The following is an 18,408-nucleotide window of genomic DNA, read 5'->3' on the forward strand; positions in this document are numbered from 1 at the left end:
ACCGTCGTCGTAACGCCCCGTCGTGGACGCGACGGGGGCGGAGCCGTCTGCCCCGACCATGACCCGTCCAGGCGTCCTCCCCCTGCCTCACCTGTTGGCTCCCCCACGGCCTCCACTTCCCAAAACGAAGAAAAAGACACGATCGGCCGACCCCTTGACCCGCGGAAACAGGATCGGACGAAGATCGACTCGCGGCACAGAGGAGATCGCCACGTCCATCGCCCTGATCACTCATCTACTCGACAGGCCTGGCACGGCACCGGCAGATCCGGCCCCGGTCGAACGATCCTCCGCAGGGGCCGGACTCGTCGAGGGCTGGCGCGGCACGATCGCCCACCGGGTCGAACTCGCGCCCGACGGAGCGCTGACCACGCGATCAGCAGATACGGGGTAGCTGCTCTCCCACCAGCATGTCGACGACCCTGGAGGATCCGACCAGGGTGCGCGTGGTGACGCGACCCGGATGGTCGGCGACCACGGTGCCGATGCGCGTGGCCGCTGCCCCTTCCGGCCGATCACGCATCGCGGCGAGGACCGCTTCCGCCACGGCCGGGTCTACGAACGTCACCAGGCAGCCCTCGTTGGCCACGTGCAGCGGATCGAGCCCCAGCAGGTCGCATGCGGCGGCCACCTGCGGGGGCACGGGTATGGCTTGCTCCTCCAGCTCGACACCGATGTGGGAGGCGGCGGCCAGCTCGTTGAGCGCGCTGGCCAGGCCGCCTCTGGTCGGGTCGCGCATCACGTGCACACCGCGGCGTCCCGCCGTGATCATCGCGGCCATGAGGTCGTGCAGCGGCCGGCAGTCGGAGGCCAGCTCGCTCTCGAAGCCGAGCCCTTCGCGGGTGCCAAGGATCGTGATGCCGTGCAGCCCGATGGGGCCGGACAGCAGGATCACGTCACCGGGCCGGCCGTTCGCGGCGGCCGGCGCCGCATCGGGCAGCCGAACGCCGATACCCGTGGTGGTGACGTAGATGCCGTCGGCCGCGCCCTTGCCGACGACCTTGGTGTCGCCGGTCACGACCCGCACGCCGCAGGCGCGGGCCGCCTGGGCAACGGAGGAGGTGACGCGGCGCAGCTCGTCGAGCGGCAACCCCTCCTCCACGATGTAGGCCAGGCTGAGCGCGACCGGTACGGCGCCCATCATGGCCAGGTCGTTGACCGTGCCGTACACGGCCAGCGACCCTATGTCGCCACCGGGGAAGAAGCGCGGCGTGACCACGAACCCATCGGTGGACATCACTACCTGTGGCGCGCCGGTGGTCACCACTGCCGCGTCCTCGATCGCCGGGGCCCCGAGGCGCGGGGCGAGGTCGGCGAGCAGCTCGGCCATGAGCTGGCCGCCCGATCCGTGGCCGAGTAGCACCCGCTCGTTCTCGGCGAGGGGTGTGGGACATGTGGCCGCGATCGGGTCGAAGGCCGTGGTCATGACGTCTCCCGTCTCGTCCGTCCGGCATTGTGAAAAGCGGCGCATGTGCCTTCGGCTGACACCATCGGCGCGCCCAAAGGACGGCGCGGGGTGCACGAGGTTCTGTAGGCGGCGCAGTCGAGCGGGGTTCGCGTGCCACGCAGGATGTCCCCCGCGATGCAATCGGGATGTTCGCCCGCGCTCACACCACCGACGCCGAAGCGGAGCGTGGCGTCGTACCGTTCGAACTCCGGCGCCAGGACAAGACCGCTCGCAGGAATCTCTCCGATGCCGCGCCACGTCTGGTCGCTGACTCGGAAGACCCGCCGGACGGCGTCCTGGGCGAAGCCGTTGCCGGTCCGGCGGACCGCGCGGGCGTACTGGTTCTCCACCTCGCACCGTCCCTCTTCGAGCTGGCGGACCGCCATGAGGATGCCCTCCAGCAAGTCCAGTGGCTCGAACCCGGTGACCACGATCGGCACGCGGTAGCGGGCGGCCAGCGGTTCGTACTCGGTCCACCCCATCACCGCGCACACGTGCCCGGCCGCCAGGAAGGCGTCGACCGACGCCGACTCCATGATCGCGGTCATCGCAGGAGGCACCAGGACGTGGCTCACCAGCACGCTGAAGTTGGGCAAACGCTCCTGGGCCGCGCGCAGCACGGCCATCGCGTTGGCGGGGGCCGTGGTCTCGAAGCCGACCGCGAAGAACACCACCTCCCGGTCGGGGTTCGCGCTCGCCAGCCTTACCGCGTCCAAGGGTGAGTAGACCACGCGCACATCGGCGCCACGGGCCTTGGCCGACAGCAGGTCGGCACCGGATCCCGGCACGCGCAGCATGTCGCCGAACGACGTGAAGATCACCTCGGCGCGGCCGGCGATGGCCAGCGCTCGATCGATGGTGGCCAGCGGCGTCACGCACACGGGGCAACCGGGACCGTGCACCATGCGTATCGGGATCAGCTCGTCGATGCCCTGCCGGACGATCGTGTGCGTCTGCCCGCCGCACACCTCCATGATCGCCCAGCGTGAGGTGGCGGCGGCACAGATATCGGCCACGAGACGCCGGGCCAGCACCGGATCGCGGTACTCATCGAGATATCTCATCCAGCCCTCCAGGGATCGCGCGCAGCACCGCGAGCGTGCGCACCGCCTCGGCCTCGTCCAGCAGCGAGATCGCGAACCCTACGTGCACGATCACGTAGTCTCCCGGCCGCGCCTCAGGGGTATATGACAGGCACACCTCCCGGCGCAGGCCGTCGAAGTCCACGGTGCCCATCTCACCGGCGCGAACCATGATCCGCCCGGGCACGCCTAGGCACATGGGGACACCGCCGCTCGGCCGGAACCGCCATCGGTCTCGGCCGCTGCGGGCAGCCTCACCGACCGGGTGAGCGCCGCGTAGGCGAACTCCGAAGGGACCATCGGCATATCGGCGGCGGACAGGTCGGCGATGCGCGGCAGATCCTTCATGAGACCCTCCTTTCCCTCATCGGTTCGCTTCTTCCTCAGGTCCAGGCCCAGTCGCGGAGCTCGGGGTCGTCCTCGCCGTGCGCGCGCGTGTAGGCGCGGGCCCGCAGTCGTTCGTCGCTCATGTGCTGGCGCAGGTGCGCCTGCGTGGCGCCGAGTCCGGGAACGCGGTCGATGACGTCCATGACCAGGTGATAGCGGTCGATGTCGTTCAGCATGGCCATGTCGAACGGCGTCGTGGTCGTGCCCTCCTCCTTGTAGCCGCGCACGTGCACGTTGGCGTGACCGTTGCGCCGGTAGGTGAGGCGGTGGATCAGCCACGGGTAGCCGTGGAAGTTGAAGATGACCGGCTTGTCGGTGGTGAAGAGCGTGTCGAACTCGGCGTCGGACATGCCGTGCGGGTGCTCCGACGGCGGCTGCAGCCGCATCAGATCCACGACGTTGACGACCCGCACCTTCAGCTCGGGCAGGTGCTCGCGCAGCAGCGCCGTCGCGGCCAGCGTCTCCAGGGTGGGGACGTCGCCGGCGCAGGCCAGCACCACGTCCGGCTCGCCGCCGTCATCCGTGGAAGCCCAGGGCAGGATGCCGAGCCCGCGCGTGCAGTGGGCGATGGCCTCGTCCATGGTGAACAGGTCGAGCACCGGCTGCTTGCCCGCGACGATGACGTTGACGTAGTCGCGGGAGCGCAGGCAGTGGTCGCTGACCGAGAGCAGCGTGTTGGCGTCCGGCGGCAGGTAGACGCGGACGACCTCGGCCTTCTTGTTGACCACGACGTCCAGGAAGCCGGGATCCTGATGGGAGAAGCCGTTGTGGTCCTGCCGCCACACGTGCGAGGACAGCAGGTAGTTGAGCGAGGCGACCGGCCGCCGCCAGGGGATCTTCTTCGCCGTCTCCAGCCACTTGGCGTGCTGGTTGAACATGGCGTCGATGATGTGGATGAACGCCTCGTAGCAGTTGAACAGCCCGTGCCGCCCGGTCAGCAGGTAGCCCTCCAACCAGCCCTGGCACAGGTGCTCACTCAACACCTCCATGACACGCCCGCCGGCGGCCAAGTGCTCGTCGGTCGGCTCAACAGCGGCGTTCCAGGCCCGGTCGGTCGTCTCGAAGACGTCCTGCAGCCGATTGGACGCGGTCTCGTCGGGACCCATCAGCCGGAAGCTGTGCGGATTGGCGGCGATCACGTCGCGGAGGAATGCGCCCAGTGCCCGCGTGGGCTCGCTCGACTGCGCGGCGGGCGACTTGACCTCCACCGCGTAGTCGCGGAAGTCCGGCAGGGTAAGCGGGCGCTGCAGCTCTCCGCCGTTGGCGTGCGGGCTGGCGCTCATCCGCCGTGGTCCTTCGGGCACCGTTCTCAGCACCGCGGGCACCGGCCGGCCGCTGGCGTCGAACAGCTCTTCTGGACGATACGAGCGCATCCACGCTTCCAGCATGGCCAGGTGCTCGGGATTGTCCCGTACGCCCGACAGCGGCACCTGATGGGCCCGCCACGTGCCCTCGACCGGCACCCCGTCGACCTCGCGCGGCCCGGTCCAGCCCTTCGGCGTGCGCAAGATGATCATCGGGAGTCTGGAGGCGCGGCCGTCCTTGTATGCGGCGATCTCGTCGAAGACGGTGTCGAGCGTGCTCGCCATCTCCTCGTGAGAGGGACCGACGATGTGCGGGCGGTAGCCATACCCCTCCATCAGCTTGAGCAGCTCCTGCTCGGGGATACGCGCGAGCACGGTGGGGTTGGCGATCTTGTACCCGTTCAGGGCCAGGATCGGCAGCACCACGCCGTCCCGGTACGGGTCGAGCAGCTTGTTGGAATGCCAGCTGGCCGCCAGCGGCCCGGTTTCCGCCTCGCCGTCGCCGACGACGCAGGCCACGACCAGGCGGGGGTTGTCGAAGGCCGCCCCGAACGCATGAGCCAGGGAATAGCCCAGCTCACCGCCCTCGTGAATGGAGCCGGGCGTCTCGGGAGCGACGTGGCTGGGGATGCCGCCCGGGAAGGAGAACTGCCGGAACAGCCGGCGCATACCGGCCGCGTCCTGCGAGACCTCGGGGTACTTCTCCGAGTAGGAACCCTCCAGCCAGGCGTGTGCGACCGCGGCGGGACCGCCGTGACCGGGGCCGGCAATGTAGATCATGTCCTGTTGGCGCTCGGCGATGATCCGGTTGAGGTGGGCGAAGCAGAAGTTCAGGCCAGGCGTGGTGCCCCAGTGGCCGAGCAGGCGCGGCTTGATGTGCTCCGGGAGCAGCGGCTCGGTGAGCAGCGGGTTGTCCAGCAGGTAGATCTGCCCCACGGACAGGTAGTTCGCGGCACGCCAGTAGGCGTCGATGTTCTGGGTGGTCGTCATGGTTTCGATGATTTCCGCGAACATATCCGCGTCCTAGGGACCTTGGTCCCATTCCCAGGGGTCTAACCTCACAGGGGAATACGCCAGCGCAGGCTCGTTCCTCCCCCTTGGGGCGTCTCGATCTCCGCGGTGCCGTTCAGTCGGCCGGCGCGTTCCTCGATGTCGCGCGGGCGAAGATGGATGAGCGGATCTGCTGGATCGTCCCGTCCAACTCGTCGATCGCATACTGCGGAAGACGACCCCGAGCAGTTCCTGCGCGCCATGGCCCTCCGCCACCTCCACGAGTGGCCAGCGCGATCGGCTGCGGCAGCGCGTGCGTTCAGGCACGTGACAGCCTCGCCGCAGCTACAGCCGCCTGGCCGTAGCTGATGCCGCCATCGTTGACCGGGACCTGCTCGCCGATGTACGGCTCGAACCCGGCCACCGACAGCCGGGCGAGCACGTCGGTGGCCAGCAGCCGGTTCTGGAACACACCGCCCGACAGGCATACCTGGGTGACGTCGTGCTCGACCGCTGCCCGCTCGCACATCAGCACCGTGACGGCCGCGATCGTGGCGTGGAAGGCGGCGGCGATCCGGCCGGCCGGCTCACCGTCCGACTTCGCCTCCAGCAGGTCCCGTAGCGTGACCACGCCGTCGTACACCCACAGCCCGTCCTGGCGGTCGAGCCGCCACGCGAGCGGTTCTGTTCCGGGGAACGCGGCGGCCGCCAGTTCCAGGCGGGTCGCGGCCTCGCCCTCGAAACGGTTGACGTCGCACAAACCCAGCAGTGCCGCGGCGGCGTCGAACAGGCGACCTGCGCTGGAAGCGACCGGGCAGTTCACCCCCTTGGCGATCATTCGGCCGATGACCTCCGCGTCGGCCAGCCCGGCAGCGAGATCTCCGGGTATGCGGCCCGCGGTGGTCTCGCCGCCGAGCAGGTATCCGAGCGCCATGCGGGCGGGCCTGCGCACGGCCGCCTCCCCGCCAGGCATCGGAGCGTGAGAGAAACGGCCCAGCCGCCGATAGCCGGTGTAGGAGGCCAGGAGCAGCTCTCCGCCCCAGAACGTGCCGTCGTCGCCCAGGCCCAGCCCGTCGTAGGCGACACCCAGGAACGGCGGCTCCAGCCGGTGTTCGGCGGCCACCGAGACGATGTGCGCATGGTGGTGCTGGACGGCGATGCGGCTCGGCCAGCGCCGGGCCAGCCGGGTCGACAGATATCCGGGATGCGGGTCGTGCGCTACGTGCGCGGGCTCGATCCCGTGGATGCCTCGCAGGTGATCGAGCGCCTCCTCGTACGCCTCCAGGGTCTGGGCGTCGGACAGATCGCCGATGTGCGGCCCGAGCACTGCCCGGTCATCATCGGTCAGCGTGAACGTGCTCTTGAGCTGGGCGCCCACGGCCAGAATCGGTGCGGCGGCGACCGGTAGGCGAAGCACGGCGGGAGCCAGCCCGCGGGCCCGCCGGATCGTTGTGGCGCGCGACCCGAACGATCGCACCACCGAGTCGTCGTAGCGGGCCACGATGGGCCGGTCGTGGGTGAGCACGCCGTCCACGTCCAGCCCTGCGATGTCATCGATCAGCATCGGGCTGTCGGCGTGGTTGGCGCTGGTCACCACGAGGGGGCGGCGTAGCGCGTCCAGCAGCAGGTGGTGCAGCGGCGTGTGCGGGAGGAACACCCCGACGTCGGGCATCCCGTGGCATACGCCGGGCGAGAGCACGCCATGCCGCCGCGGGGCCAGCACGATGGGCGCGGACCGGGCGGCGAGCAGCAGGTGGTCGGCCTCGGAAAGACCAGCCAGCGCTCCAGCGGCGACAGCGTCCCGCACCATCACCGCCAGCGGCTTGGCCTCGCGCGCCTTGATCCGCCGCACCCGGGCGACGGGCTCGTCGTTGATCGCATCGCAGACCAGCTGGAATCCGCCCAGCCCTTTGACCGCGATCACCCCGCCACCCGCGATGACGTCCGCCGCCGCCCGCAGCGCCGCGTCTCCCGCCAGCCTTCCCAGGCGCAGCCGGGGGCCGCAGGACGCGCACGCGATCGGCTCAGCGTGGAAGCGCCGGTCCGCCGGATCGTCGTACTCGCCCGCGCAGACCGTGCACATCTCGAAGCCTCGCATCGACGTGCGGGCTCGGTCGTAGGGCAGGCTCTCGATGATGGTCGCCCGGGGCCCGCACGCGGTGCAGTTGATGAACGGGTAGCGGTAGCGCCGGTTGGCCGGATCGAACAGCTCCCGCACACACTGCGCGCACGTGGCCAGGTCCGGCGGGATCTCGCGGGCATTGCCCGGCGTGACCTCGCTTTCCGCGATCTCGAAGCCGACAGTCTCCCGTTCCAGGGTCCCGGGTGTGACGATCAGGTCGCGGATGTGCGCGGCCTCGGGCCGCTGGGTCCGCAGGCTGGACACGAACGCCTCCAGCCGGGCCGGCGAGCCGGACGCGGAGATGACCACGTGCCCGCCGGTGTTCCTGACCTGCCCGCGGATCCCGATAGCGGTCGCCAGTCGATGGACGAACGGCCGGAACCCGACACCCTGTACGATCCCGTGCACCTCAATGCGCCAGGCCAAGTCCACGTCGGCCCCTTACAGCAGCGGTGGGACGACGACGAGATCGTCCTTGCCGGAGGCCATCTCGCACACCACGTCCACGACGCCCTCTACCGCACGCACCGCTTCCATCGCGTCGATGGCCTGTGATCTCCACTGGACGTGCCCGCCGAGCTTCACCACACCATTGTCGATCTCGATGGAGAACGCTCCGTGCTCTGGGAGCACGGCTCGGATGTCCGTCTCCAACTCGGCGACCGGGCGGGTGAAGACGCGCAGCACGTCGTGCTGGTGCAGGGTGCCTATGATGCGCCCGGTGACCACGTCGATGACGGGCAGTTGCTTGATTCGCTCGGTATGCATCAGCCGGGCGGCGTCCCGCACGCTGGTGCCCGGCGTTACGGTGATCGCCGGAGAGGTCATGAGCTGATCCGCCCGTACCCCCGCCGCTTTGTCGCGCTCACGCCGCTGCCTGCGCGACTTGAACATGGTCACGCTGTGCCGTACCGGGTCGATCTCCTTGAGCAGCAGGTCATCCTCGGAGACCACGCCCACTGGTCGCCGATCGGCGTCGACCACGGTGACCGCCCTCACCGCGTACCGATTCATCGCGGCCACGATGTCGGCGAACGACGCATCCTCCAGCACGGCGATGGCCACCCGGCCCATGACGTCCTTGACTTCGATCGGCATGACGTCCACCTCGCTTTCTCCATCACGGTCCCGCGCAGCGGCCTGACCCTGCAGCGACGAACGTCCCTGATGCCAGGGCCGAAGGTCCTGGCATCAGGGACGGACCACCGTCACCGGCAGCGGACGTGGCGCAGGGCCACCACCGTCATGGGACTGGGCAGTGTCGTAGGACCCGCCCCACCAAGACTTTCGCCTCTAGGAACCCGACACGAGCCGCAGTGCCATGGAGAGAGGACTGGAAAGGAGAAACCCATGTTGCGCACCAAGGTAGAGCAGATCATGACCAGGCAGGTCGTGTCGGTTCACGCGAGCACCCCGTTCAAGGACGTCGCCGAGACGCTCATCAAGCACGGCGTCAGCGCCGTACCGGTCATCGACGACGACAGGCGCGTCATCGGCGTCGTGTCCGAGGCCGATCTGCTGTGCAAGGAGGAGTTCCGCGAGCAGTACTACCAGGAGGGCTATCGGCCGCCGTTACGGGTGCGGCTGCGCCACCGGCTGTCCGAGAAGGGCGGCGGCTACCAGCGCAAGGCCAAGGGCGACACCGCAGCCGAGATCATGACCGCACCCGCGGTGACGGTCACCGCCGCGACGACGGTGGTCACGGCTGCCCGCCTGATGGACGAGCAAGCCGTCAAGCGCCTCATCGTCGTGGATGAGGAGGGCAGGCTGGACGGCATCGTCAGCAGGCGCGACCTGATCAAGGTGTTCGTCCGCTCGGACGCCGACATCGCCCACGAGATCCGCGAGGACGTGCTCGAACGCTCGTTATGGGTCGAGACTCTGGGCGTCAAGGTCGAGGTCGAGCAGAGTGTGGTGACGCTCACCGGGTGGATGGACCGCAAGAGCGACACCGCCGTCGCCGTCCGCATGGCCGGCCGCGTCGACGGGGTCGTGGACGTCGTGAACAAGCTCAACTGGAAAGAGGACGACTCCAAGAGATACGGACGATGATCGCCAGGCCCTGCCCCCAGCCCTGAAAGGGGCTGGGGGCATCGCATGCGTCAGGCACGGCGGCGAGGGGGCACCTGACGTGCCCTGATAGCCGCCTCTGTGAAGGCGAGCAGCCGTCTCATGTCGGGTTCGCTCCTGTGAGGCGGCGGCGGAAGATCCAGTACGTCCATGCCTGGTAGGCCAGCACCACCGGAGTGAAAATGGCCGCCACCCACGTCATCACCTTCAGTGTGTAGGGGCTGGAGGCGGCGTTGACCACAGTCAGGCTGTTGGCGGGGTTCAGGGCGGGCAGGACGTTCGGCCACAGGCTGAGGAACAGGGTGGCGGTGAAGGCCACGACGGCCAGCGCGCTGGCGGCGAACGCCCACCCGTCACGCCCCCGAAGCGTGGCGACGAAGGCCCCCGCCAGCCCGGCCAGAACGGCCACCCAGGCGAACGCACCGAGGCCGAGCAGGAAGGCGGAGACCACCACGGCGGCCACCACAGCCAGGAGCCTGGCGACGCGGGAGGCCCGCGACCGCAGCTCGCCGGTGGTGCGCAGGGCCAGGAAGATGGCGCCGTGCAGGGTGAACAGCGCCAGTGTGGCCAGCCCGCCGAGCAGTGCGTACGGGTTGAGCAGGGTGAGGAGCGTGCCGGTGTACTCGTGCGCGGCGTCCAGCGGCACGCCTCGCACGATGTTGGCGAACGCCACGCCCCACAGGAAGGCGGGCCCGAGCGAGCCCCAGAAGAAGGCCCGGTCCCAGCCACGCGTGCTGTCGCTCTTGTGCCGGTACTCCAGTGCCACGCCGCGCGCGATCAGGGCCAGCAGGATGAGGAACAGCGGCAGGTAGAAGCCGCTGAACAGGGTGGCGTACCACTCGGGGAAGGCGGCGAAGGTCGCGCCGCCGGCCACCAGCAGCCACACCTCGTTGCCGTCCCATACGGGCCCGATCGTCGACACGACGGTGCGCCGCTCGCCCTCGTCCCGGGCCAGGAACGGCAGCAGCACGCCGACCCCGAAGTCGAAGCCCTCCAGCAGGAAATAGCCGGTCCACAACACGGCGATCAGCACGAACCAGATCGTTTCCATGACGTTCCTCAGTAGCTCAACGCGGGGACAGTGGTCTCGTTGTCGGTCTGCTCGTGCGGGCCGAGGCCGATGTACTTGATCAGCAGCCGTACCTCGACGGCCGCCAGCACCCCGTAGACCAGCGTGAAGCCGACCAGCGTGATCGCCACCGAGGTGACGTCCGCTGTCGGGGAGACGGCGGCGGCCGTGCGCATCAGCCCGAACACCGTCCACGGCTGGCGGCCCATCTCGGTGAAGATCCAGCCGAGACTGTTGGCCAGGAACGGCAGGGCGATTCCGGCGATGGCCAGCCGATAGCACCAGCGGCTCGCAGGCAGCCTGCCGCGCCTGGTCAGCCAGAGCCCGACCAGCGCCAGCAGCGCCGACAGCGCGCCGAAGCCGATCATCAGCCGGAACGTCCAGTACGCCAGCCCGATCACCGGCCGGTAGTCGCCCGGCCCGTAAACCGCCTCGTACCGGGCTTGGATGTCGTTGATGCCCGCCACCCGGCCGTCCAGGCTGTTGGTGGCCAGGACGCTCAGCCCGCGCGGGATCTGCACGTTGACGTGGTTGCGGCCGTGCTCGACGTCGCCGACGGCGAACAGCGAGAATCCGGCCGCGCTCTCGTCCTCCCACAGCGCCTCGGCGGCGGCCATCTTCATCGGCTGCTGCTCGGTCATGATCTGCGCTTGCCAGTGGCCGGAGAGCGCCACGCCCACCCCCGCCACCAGGCTGACCGCCAGCGCGAGCCGGGCCGATGTGCGGAACAGGCCGACGTCGCGCTTGCGCAGCAGGAACCAGGCGCTGATGCCCAGCACGAACGCCCCCGCTGTCAGGAACGCGCCGAAGATCACGTGCGGGAAGGTGACCAGCGTGGTGGAGTTGGTCAGCACGGCCCAGATGTCGGTCAGTTCGGCACGGCCGTTCACGATGTGGTAGCCGACCGGGTGCTGCATCCAGGAGTTCGCCGCGAGGATGAAATAGGCCGAAATCGCGGTGCCGATCGCCGCCAGCCAGATCGCGGCCAGGTGCAACCGGCGCGACAGCTTGTCCCAGCCGAAGATCCACAGCCCGAGGAACGTGGACTCCAGGAAGAACGCGATCAGCCCCTCCATCGCCAGCGGCGCACCGAACACATCGCCGACGAAGCGCGAGTAGTCACTCCAGTTCATCCCGAACTGGAACTCCTGCACAATGCCCGTCACCACGCCCATGGCGAAGTTGATCAGAAACAGCCGGCCCCAGAACCGGGTCAGCTTCAGGTACTCCGGCTTGCCCGTACGGTGCCAGGCCGTCTGCAGTCCCGCCACGATGATCGACAGGCCGATCGTGAGCGGGACGAACAGGAAGTGGTAAACGGTGGTGATGCCGAACTGCCAGCGCGACAGGTCCAAGACGTCCATGCCCGCCAGCGTCGCCGACGGCCGCGACCAGCCGTAGAGTCAACCGGCCCTGACGCCATGGGACCTTGGTCCCAAGCGTCAGAGCCGGCCAAGCGGTGCGGTGCCAGGTTGTTTCAGGACGTCGGGATGGCGATCGACGAGGCGAGCGACTCGCCCCACTGCCTGGCGCGTTCGACCTCCCCGTCCACCAGCGGCCCCTTGGTCCCGGTGACGTAGAAGCTCTGCGCGGGCGCCACCAGCGCGACTCCGAGCCTGCGCAGCCGCTTGGCCACGCCGCGGGCCGCCGAGCCGGGCATGCGCGGCTTGCTGATGCGGGTGTCGAAGGCCGCCGCGCCCAGCCCTGACGGGGTGTGCAGCGAGGTCAGCCACTCCCGTACGCCCCTGCCCTGGGAGACCAGCGGCTCCTGGGCCTGCTCCGCGGCGGACTGCCGGGTCGAGGCCCTGCTCATGCCGAAGGCATGCGTGGGCCCGCCGACCACCAGCAACCCCACATCCTGCGGGATGAGAGCGGGCGCCGAGGCCACCTCGACGATCTCGGTCCTGACCGTACCAGCCAGGCCCGCGGCCACGGCTTCGGCGATGTGTCGGGTATTGCCGTACATGGATTCGTACACGACCAGCGCGTACATCTCACGCCTCCCTTACTTGGGGCAGAATGGGTTTCGAACCGGAACATGCGCGGTCAGCGACTCCACGTTCATCTCTGGTCCTCCTGCGGGCGTACGACCGCTACCGGGCAGGTCACTTGATGCAGAACGCCGTGGCTGACCGAGCCGAGCATCGCGGAGGCGAAGGGGCCCAGCCCGCGCGAGCCGACCACGACCAGGTCCGCCGTCCTCGACGCCTCGATGAGCGCCGCCACCGGGTGCTCGCACACCTCAGCGTCGGTGATCTTGATGTCGGGGTTGTCCTCCCGCCAGGGGGCCACCCGCTCCCGGGCCGCCTTCACCTCCTGCTGGAAGGCGTCCTCAAGGAGGCTGCCGGCCACGGCGGCGTACGGCGAGAACATGGGCATCCGCCACCCGTACACCACGTGCAGCTCGGCGCCCCGGGCACGGGCCTGCTCCAGCGCGTACTCCATGGCGGCCCGCGAGTGCTCCGACCCGTCGTAACCGACCACCACGCGAGCGTGTGCGGCCTCGGCGGGTCCGCGGACGATCACCACAGGACCGGCGGCGTGTCCCGCCACCGCCAGCCCGACCGAGCCCAGCACCATCCCGCTGAACCCGCCCAATCCCCTGCTGCCCAGCACCACGCTGTCGGCCCGCGCCGACTCGCCGATCAGGTCGCCGATCACGTTCCCGGTCAGCGTCTCCGTCGTCACCTCCGCGCCCAGGTCGCGCGCCCAGGTCGCCGCGGCCTCCAGTGCCTTGGTGCAGTACGCGAGCCCGCCGGGGCTGTGCGGCCACGGCCCGCATACGTGCACGATGCGCAGCGGCAGCCCCCTGATCCGGGCATCGCTCGCCGCCCACTCCACTGCCGCCATCGACGGCACCGACCCGTCCACGCCCACCACGATCCGCCTGGCCATCACACATCTCCTTCGCGAGGTGTCCTTCCGCTTCCAGCCTCGCGACACAGGTGCCGTAGCGCCTGGGGACGAAGTCCTCGATCCAGGTGCCGTTGGTCCCGAACCAACGGTCAGGCGGACGCGGCCCGCTCCGTGTTGACGACCGGGCCGCACCGCCTGATCATGATGATCGCGGCCGGAACGAGCCAAATCACCAGCGCGGGATACAGGACGTAGCTCAACTCGCCGCCCGGCCCCAGAGGGCCGCCGCTCACGGCGACGTTCGCCGACAGGATCGCGTACGCACCAGCGGCCACCGCCGCCAGCCGGCCAAGCCAGGCGGGAAAGGCCCGGTAGCGCAGCGACACCAGCGCCACAGCTCCGAGCATCACTGCCAGCGGCACGTTGGCCAGGGCGAACGTCGCATCCATGAGCGCCACCAGCCCACCCGACACCTGCGCGGGCGGCGTCGTGGCCAGCCCGATCTGGAAGGCCTGCGCCATCAGGTTGACCGCGACCTGGGCGATCCCTGCGCCGAAGGCCAGCGTCGACAACCGCTGCGAGCCCCCCTCAGCCGCCGCGAGAAACGCACGCAAGCTGCCCGTGAACCACAACAGCGCCGCCGCCCCGATCATGAACAGCACACTCTGCGCCAGCAGCAGCGAGCCGTTGACCGCGAAGAACGCGGCGATCTGATCGGCTGGCTCATCGGGACTCACACCACCCCGTTCGAACACCATCGCCCCGGCGCCGGCCCCGACGGCGACTAAACCACTGGTCGCTCCCCATCGCTGCCATGTCGTCTCGTCCATGTCATCGCCCCCTGTCGAAGATCACGCTGCCAGGCCGCCACCAGGAGCCGTGCGGCATGGAGGCGAAGGTCGCGGACACTGTGGCGTTGGTCACCGGATGAGGACGTACAGTGCCGCCAGTGCCACGCCCACCCCAGCCAGCATGAGCGCGTACATCGCGAGATTCTTGATCCAGACCGTGAAGCCGCCGGTCATCCGGTGCCGGTAACTGGCGAATCGCTGATGAGCGGCTTTGGCGGCCTGTCGGTAAGTGCCGAGCATGTAGGCGACGGGCACCGCGATCAGAAGTAATGCCCACAGTTCAGGAGTCATGGTGGACCTCCTTCCAGGATGGCTGGGGCGCGAATCGGCCCGGAAGGGCGCCCGCCATGGCCAGGTTCGCCGCGCTCGCGCCAACTGCCGCCTTCATCGCCATCCCTCCATTTCTCTTCTTCACCTTGAGAGAGGACGCACCGGCCCGGCAGGGCCAGAGGTCCTTCGGCTCACCGCCTCCGTCAAGGACCAATGTCCCTGTCCTGTTGAGCCGTACGGCTCTGCCGTCTCCTGACGGCGCCTCGCACAGTGGGTGGGAGGAGGTGTCCCATGAAGAGCTCGACCCATCCCCTGGTGTTGTGCGCGCGCCTGTATCGGCCGGACGGCAATCCGTTGCGCCGCCGCTCCGACCGGCTGGAGTCCGCTCTGGTCCTGACCGTGCTGCTGCTGGTGCTGGCCAGCCTGTGGCCGGCCCTGCTCGCCGGGCAGGCCGCCTACCAGAATGCCCTGCACGACCAGCACACCACTTCGCGCCTACGACAGCAGGTCATGGCCACGCTGTCACAGGACGCTCCGAGGGCGCAGGTGTCGTTCACGGAGGTGTCCGCCGCCAGACCGGAGGCGATGGCGCGATGGGCCTTCAACGGCACCCCGCGCAGCGGCCTGGTCCCGGTGCCCGCGCTGGCCAAGAGCGGCGCGGTGGTACCGGTGTGGGTCGACGCCACCGGAAGGCCCGCCCCGCCGCCTCCCGACCAGACGGAACTCGCAAGCATGGGCGTGGCGACGGGGCTGCTGATCGTGCTCGTGACCGCGCTCCTGGCAGCCGCCGCGTTCATGGGCGTCCGCTGGCAGTTGGACCGGGCCAGGTACCGGCAGTGGGAGACCGACTGGGCATCGGCTGACCGCCCCGGCGGCCGCAGCCCGGCCTAGTCACCCCGCGGTCCAGAACGACCCGCTCCCCACCGTGCATCACCGCCTCCCTGCCCGGCATCGGTGTCCAACGGCCTGTCAGGTCGGGACCTTCGTCCGCAGGAATCCTTTCCCCGCGGTGGTGCTCTGGAGGGATGGACACCTATCCCGTACGCGTCGAGGCCCGGCTCGAAGAGCCGCTCAATCGAGGCCTGTGGCTGGTCAAATGGCTCCTGGCCGTCCCCCACTACATCGTGCTGAGCCTGCTGTGGACCGCCTTCGCGGTCCTCACCGTCATCGCCTTCTTCGCGATCCTGTTCACCGGCCGCTACCCGAGGGCACTGTTCGACTTCAACCTCGGCGTGCTGCGCTGGACCTGGCGGGTGGCCTACTACAGCTACGGCGCCTTGGGCACCGACCGCTACCCGCCCTTCACCCTCGGCCCAGCGCCCGACTACCCGGCCACCCTGGACATCGCCTATCCCGAGCAACTCTCGCGGGGGTTGGTGCTGGTCAAATGGTGGCTGCTGGCCATCCCGCATTATCTGATCGTGGGCTTGTTCACCAGCGGCAGCATCATCTCCTGGCGCGGCGATCTGCCCGATGCCGGCGGCGTCCTCTACACCCTCGACTGGGGCGGGCTGATCGGTTTGCTCGTGCTGATCGCCGCCCTGTCCGTGCTGTTCACCGGCCGCTACCCACACGGCGTCTTCGACGTCGTGCTCGGCATGAACCGATGGGCGCTGCGCGTAGCCGCCTACGCCACCTTGATGACCGACGCCTACCCACCCTTCCGTCTGGAACAGGGCGGACACGAAACCCCGTCGCTGGAGGAACCCGCGCGCACCCCGGTCCGGCACGGCTCCGGCTCGATCGTGGCCATCACTCTGGGCGCGCTGCTCGCTTTCGCCGCGATCGGCACCGCCGCCGCGGGCACCGCTTCGGCGCTGGTCGGCCAATCCCGTGACAGCGGCTTCGTCACCACCACCGCCACCCGGGTCAGCACTCCCGCGTACGCGCTCACCACCGAACAGATCACCATCACTGAGCCGGGCGCGACCGTACTACGCACCCTCGCCGGCCGGGTCCGCATCCAGACCGGCGACGCCCGGCTGTTCATCGGCATCGCCGACCGCGCCCGAGCCGCCGCCTATCTCGACGGCGTGGCCTACGACCAGGTGACCCGCCTGACCCCAGGTGATGTCGGCTATCAGCACCACCCTGGCACGGCACCCGCCACACCACCGGGCGCTCAGACCTTCTGGACGGCCACCGGGCAGGGCAGCCTCACCTGGGACATCCAGTCCGGCGACTGGACACTCGTCGTGATGAACGCCGACGCCACCGCCCGGGTCACCGCCGACCTCACTCTGGCCGCGACCGTGCCCGGGCTGATCGGCCTGACCGTCACGTTGTTCATCGCCACGGTGATCCTGCTGATCGCCGGGATCGTCTTGATCCTGCTGGGAGTACGCCTGGCCGCCAAGCCCGCCGCCCAGCCGAGGCAACCCGCACCCACCCCTTGATCGGGGCCCACAGCCGTCTCAGCCGGTACGGCGATCAGCGCCGTACCGGCTGCCGCCCCCGGAACTGACGAAACCCTGGCGCGGAACGCCGCAGCCTCCAGCCTTGGTCGTGGCCCCAGCCGACCGTCTCAACCGGCCTTCCGGTGACCCACAGCACGTCGTCGAAGAGCAGAGCGCCAGCCGCCTGCCGGAGAAGCGCTCCCTGTCGGTGAGGGCCAGCAGGAGTTGCGCCGCCGCAGCGTCCGCGAACGGTGCCGTTGACTCGAGCAGGAGCGTCCGCGGCACGGCGGCGAACACCGCGACGGTGCCCAGAATGTAAATCGATGCGCCGGGACCTTCGTCCTTGTCCGTCGGCCCGGCTGTCCGCGCATCGCGGTACGTTCGTCGAGCAGCGGGCGGGTGAGGTGGGGCACACATCGCCCAAGCGCTCATCAACGGTGGTATCAGCGCCGTGCTGGTCACCGACGACGACACATGGGTGAGATCACCGCACGGCACGCCTACGCGGGCCTGCGCCGCTCACGGGCGGGGACGGAGTCGGGCCACCGGTGAGCCGGCGGGCCAGCAGGGACACCAGGGCGGCCCCGGTGAGCGCCGCCGCCGTGACCGCCATGGCCGCCCCACCGAGCACGCCGATCGCGACGATCAGCCAGGCGGGCTGCCCCTCCTGCCACAGCGGCGTGGTCACCAGCGTGAACGTGCCCAGCGCGACCAGCCACGAGCCCGCCGTCGCGACCACCCACCACAACGCCCCGCGTACGTGCCGACGCAGCAGCCGCCCCTGCAACACCCCCATGGACGCCAGCAGGATCAGCCCGAGTAGGCCGAGCACCACGGGAGGCCAGCTCAGGACGGGCTCGCCGACCACCATCGGCAGGGAACCGATGGTCCAGGCGATGGCGGCCCCTTGCGCCGTCGCCCTCACCCAGTCACGGGTGGCGATCTGCGGGAGTGCCGTGCGCAGCGCGTACGCCTGCGCCAAGCCGAGGAACGTGCCCTCCACGGCGCCCGCCATGACGATCAGCACGGCCTGCAGCAGCGGCCCGATGCCCGGCATCCCCCACCCGGGCGCGGCCACCCAAGCGCCCATCACGGCCGGCACCGTGAACCCGATGATCTCCCCCAGCGCGACGGCCCTCGTCCAGCGCCACCACAGGCGGCCGGGCACCCCGGGCGGAGCGGGCGGAGCGGGCGCTTGGACGCGGATCCGCACGAGGGGGCCGGGGGCGACCGTCGCGTACCCGTTCCGGATCTGTCCCTCAAGGACGAGCCGCATCGGCGCGCCGCCCTGGAGGTTTCGCCACCACAGCCGCCGCGGGCTGCTGACCACCGTGAGCGTGTCTCCGTCCCGCTCGTACTGGGCAGGCAGGCGGATGGCGGCGCCGCTTCGGCGACCGGTGACGGTCAGGAGCGTGATCCGCCGCGACAGCAGATCATGCAGCGGCGTACGAAGCAGCCACGCGACGACCGGGTTCACCAGGCGGGTCAGAAGCAGATCCAAGACCCTCATCGCCGCCGCCGCCTCTTCGACATCTCGTCCCAGCGCATTGCCGAGTTCCCTTCA

General features: G+C 69.6%; 17 protein-coding genes. 3 read left to right on the forward strand and 14 right to left on the reverse strand.

Features of this window, described 5'->3' with window-relative positions; genetic code table 11:
- Positions 1-376: 376 nt before the first annotated feature.
- The 7 genes from hypE to AB0J16_RS55695 all read right to left on the reverse strand — a co-directional run bounded on the left by hypE (position 377) and on the right by AB0J16_RS55695 (position 8,430).
- Entirely contained in the window at positions 377-1,426 is a 1,050-nt protein-coding gene (hypE, locus tag AB0J16_RS55665; protein ID WP_358556250.1) for a hydrogenase expression/formation protein HypE, read from the reverse strand.
- The gene (gene hypD, locus AB0J16_RS55670) at positions 1,423-2,511 is read right to left on the reverse strand and encodes a hydrogenase formation protein HypD (protein WP_358556253.1); all 1,089 of its coding nucleotides are present in this window, start codon (positions 2,509-2,511) and stop codon (positions 1,423-1,425) included. The genes hypE and hypD overlap by 4 nt, the downstream gene beginning before the upstream one ends.
- Positions 2,495-2,716, reverse strand: a complete 222-nt coding sequence (locus AB0J16_RS55675) for a HypC/HybG/HupF family hydrogenase formation chaperone (protein ID WP_358556256.1) — start codon at positions 2,714-2,716, stop codon at positions 2,495-2,497. The genes hypD and AB0J16_RS55675 overlap by 17 nt, the downstream gene beginning before the upstream one ends.
- A 2-nt stretch (positions 2,717-2,718) precedes the next feature.
- Positions 2,719-2,877 carry a hypothetical protein gene (locus AB0J16_RS55680; protein ID WP_358556259.1) on the reverse strand — a complete coding sequence of 53 codons (159 nt, stop codon included), beginning with the start codon at positions 2,875-2,877 and terminating at the stop codon, positions 2,719-2,721.
- Between the two features lie 35 nt (positions 2,878-2,912).
- Positions 2,913-5,210, reverse strand: coding sequence for a phosphoketolase family protein (locus AB0J16_RS55685; RefSeq protein WP_358556262.1), 2,298 nt, complete (start codon positions 5,208-5,210; stop codon positions 2,913-2,915).
- A gap of 319 nt (positions 5,211-5,529) precedes the next feature.
- A complete protein-coding gene (gene hypF / locus AB0J16_RS55690) occupies positions 5,530-7,764 on the reverse strand; it encodes a carbamoyltransferase HypF (RefSeq protein ID WP_358556264.1) in 2,235 nt (744 codons plus the stop codon).
- A gap of 9 nt (positions 7,765-7,773) precedes the next feature.
- Positions 7,774-8,430: a CBS domain-containing protein gene (locus AB0J16_RS55695; protein ID WP_358556267.1), complete on the reverse strand. Its 657-nt coding sequence runs from the start codon at positions 8,428-8,430 to the stop codon at positions 7,774-7,776.
- 252 nt (positions 8,431-8,682) lie between these two features.
- Between AB0J16_RS55695 and AB0J16_RS55700 the strand changes: the two genes are divergently transcribed.
- Positions 8,683-9,384 carry a CBS domain-containing protein gene (locus AB0J16_RS55700; protein ID WP_358556271.1) on the forward strand — a complete coding sequence of 234 codons (702 nt, stop codon included), beginning with the start codon at positions 8,683-8,685 and terminating at the stop codon, positions 9,382-9,384.
- Positions 9,385-9,502: 118 nt separating this feature from the next.
- On the opposite strand, the gene cydB is transcribed toward AB0J16_RS55700, so the two are convergent.
- The 6 genes from cydB to AB0J16_RS55730 form a co-directional block, all read right to left on the reverse strand.
- Positions 9,503-10,453 carry a cytochrome d ubiquinol oxidase subunit II gene (cydB, locus tag AB0J16_RS55705; protein ID WP_358556274.1) on the reverse strand — a complete coding sequence of 317 codons (951 nt, stop codon included), beginning with the start codon at positions 10,451-10,453 and terminating at the stop codon, positions 9,503-9,505.
- 8 nt (positions 10,454-10,461) lie between these two features.
- Entirely contained in the window at positions 10,462-11,835 is a 1,374-nt protein-coding gene (locus tag AB0J16_RS55710) for a cytochrome ubiquinol oxidase subunit I (protein WP_358556277.1), read from the reverse strand.
- A 113-nt stretch (positions 11,836-11,948) separates the two neighbouring features.
- A complete protein-coding gene (locus tag AB0J16_RS55715; RefSeq protein WP_358556280.1) occupies positions 11,949-12,464 on the reverse strand; it encodes a flavodoxin domain-containing protein in 516 nt (171 codons plus the stop codon).
- A 68-nt stretch (positions 12,465-12,532) separates the two neighbouring features.
- Entirely contained in the window at positions 12,533-13,366 is an 834-nt protein-coding gene (locus AB0J16_RS55720) for a universal stress protein (protein WP_358556283.1), read from the reverse strand.
- A gap of 110 nt (positions 13,367-13,476) precedes the next feature.
- On the reverse strand, positions 13,477-14,157 hold the full coding sequence (locus AB0J16_RS55725; RefSeq protein ID WP_358556286.1) for a hypothetical protein: 681 nt from the start codon (positions 14,155-14,157) through the stop codon (positions 13,477-13,479).
- A 90-nt stretch (positions 14,158-14,247) separates the two neighbouring features.
- Entirely contained in the window at positions 14,248-14,469 is a 222-nt protein-coding gene (locus AB0J16_RS55730) for a hypothetical protein (RefSeq protein ID WP_358556289.1), read from the reverse strand.
- Positions 14,470-14,739: 270 nt separating this feature from the next.
- Here AB0J16_RS55730 and AB0J16_RS55735 point away from each other — a divergent pair, with 270 nt between their 5' ends.
- Both AB0J16_RS55735 and AB0J16_RS55740 read left to right on the forward strand, forming a co-directional pair.
- Positions 14,740-15,339, forward strand: coding sequence for a hypothetical protein (locus tag AB0J16_RS55735; RefSeq protein ID WP_358556292.1), 600 nt, complete (start codon positions 14,740-14,742; stop codon positions 15,337-15,339).
- Between the two features lie 134 nt (positions 15,340-15,473).
- Entirely contained in the window at positions 15,474-16,844 is a 1,371-nt protein-coding gene (locus AB0J16_RS55740; RefSeq protein ID WP_358556295.1) for a DUF4389 domain-containing protein, read from the forward strand.
- 484 nt (positions 16,845-17,328) lie between these two features.
- On the opposite strand, the gene AB0J16_RS55745 is transcribed toward AB0J16_RS55740, so the two are convergent.
- Positions 17,329-18,345, reverse strand: coding sequence for a nitroreductase/quinone reductase family protein (locus AB0J16_RS55745; RefSeq protein WP_358556298.1), 1,017 nt, complete (start codon positions 18,343-18,345; stop codon positions 17,329-17,331).
- Positions 18,346-18,408: the final 63 nt, after the last annotated feature.

Source organism: Nonomuraea sp. NPDC049750, assembly GCF_040659625.1.
Lineage (GTDB): Bacteria > Actinomycetota > Actinomycetes > Streptosporangiales > Streptosporangiaceae > Nonomuraea.

What these genes read in the sequence shown, in the direction of transcription:
- AB0J16_RS55695 (WP_358556267.1), bottom strand. Translation starts at nt 8,430, where the DNA reads ATGCCGATCGAAGTCAAGGACGTCATGGGCCGGGTGGCCATCGCCGTG.
- cydB (WP_358556274.1), bottom strand. Translation starts at nt 10,453, where the DNA reads ATGGAAACGATCTGGTTCGTGCTGATCGCCGTGTTGTGGACCGGCTAT.
- AB0J16_RS55685 (WP_358556262.1), bottom strand. Translation starts at nt 5,210, where the DNA reads ATGACGACCACCCAGAACATCGACGCCTACTGGCGTGCCGCGAACTAC.
- AB0J16_RS55725 (WP_358556286.1), bottom strand. Translation starts at nt 14,157, where the DNA reads ATGGACGAGACGACATGGCAGCGATGGGGAGCGACCAGTGGTTTAGTC.
- hypD (WP_358556253.1), bottom strand. Translation starts at nt 2,511, where the DNA reads ATGAGATATCTCGATGAGTACCGCGATCCGGTGCTGGCCCGGCGTCTC.
- AB0J16_RS55710 (WP_358556277.1), bottom strand. Translation starts at nt 11,835, where the DNA reads ATGGACGTCTTGGACCTGTCGCGCTGGCAGTTCGGCATCACCACCGTT.
- hypE (WP_358556250.1), bottom strand. Translation starts at nt 1,426, where the DNA reads ATGACCACGGCCTTCGACCCGATCGCGGCCACATGTCCCACACCCCTC.
- AB0J16_RS55730 (WP_358556289.1), bottom strand. Translation starts at nt 14,469, where the DNA reads ATGACTCCTGAACTGTGGGCATTACTTCTGATCGCGGTGCCCGTCGCC.
- AB0J16_RS55680 (WP_358556259.1), bottom strand. Translation starts at nt 2,877, where the DNA reads ATGAAGGATCTGCCGCGCATCGCCGACCTGTCCGCCGCCGATATGCCG.
- AB0J16_RS55700 (WP_358556271.1), top strand. Translation starts at nt 8,683, where the DNA reads ATGTTGCGCACCAAGGTAGAGCAGATCATGACCAGGCAGGTCGTGTCG.
- AB0J16_RS55720 (WP_358556283.1), bottom strand. Translation starts at nt 13,366, where the DNA reads ATGGCCAGGCGGATCGTGGTGGGCGTGGACGGGTCGGTGCCGTCGATG.
- AB0J16_RS55715 (WP_358556280.1), bottom strand. Translation starts at nt 12,464, where the DNA reads ATGTACGCGCTGGTCGTGTACGAATCCATGTACGGCAATACCCGACAC.
- AB0J16_RS55735 (WP_358556292.1), top strand. Translation starts at nt 14,740, where the DNA reads ATGAAGAGCTCGACCCATCCCCTGGTGTTGTGCGCGCGCCTGTATCGG.
- AB0J16_RS55740 (WP_358556295.1), top strand. Translation starts at nt 15,474, where the DNA reads ATGGACACCTATCCCGTACGCGTCGAGGCCCGGCTCGAAGAGCCGCTC.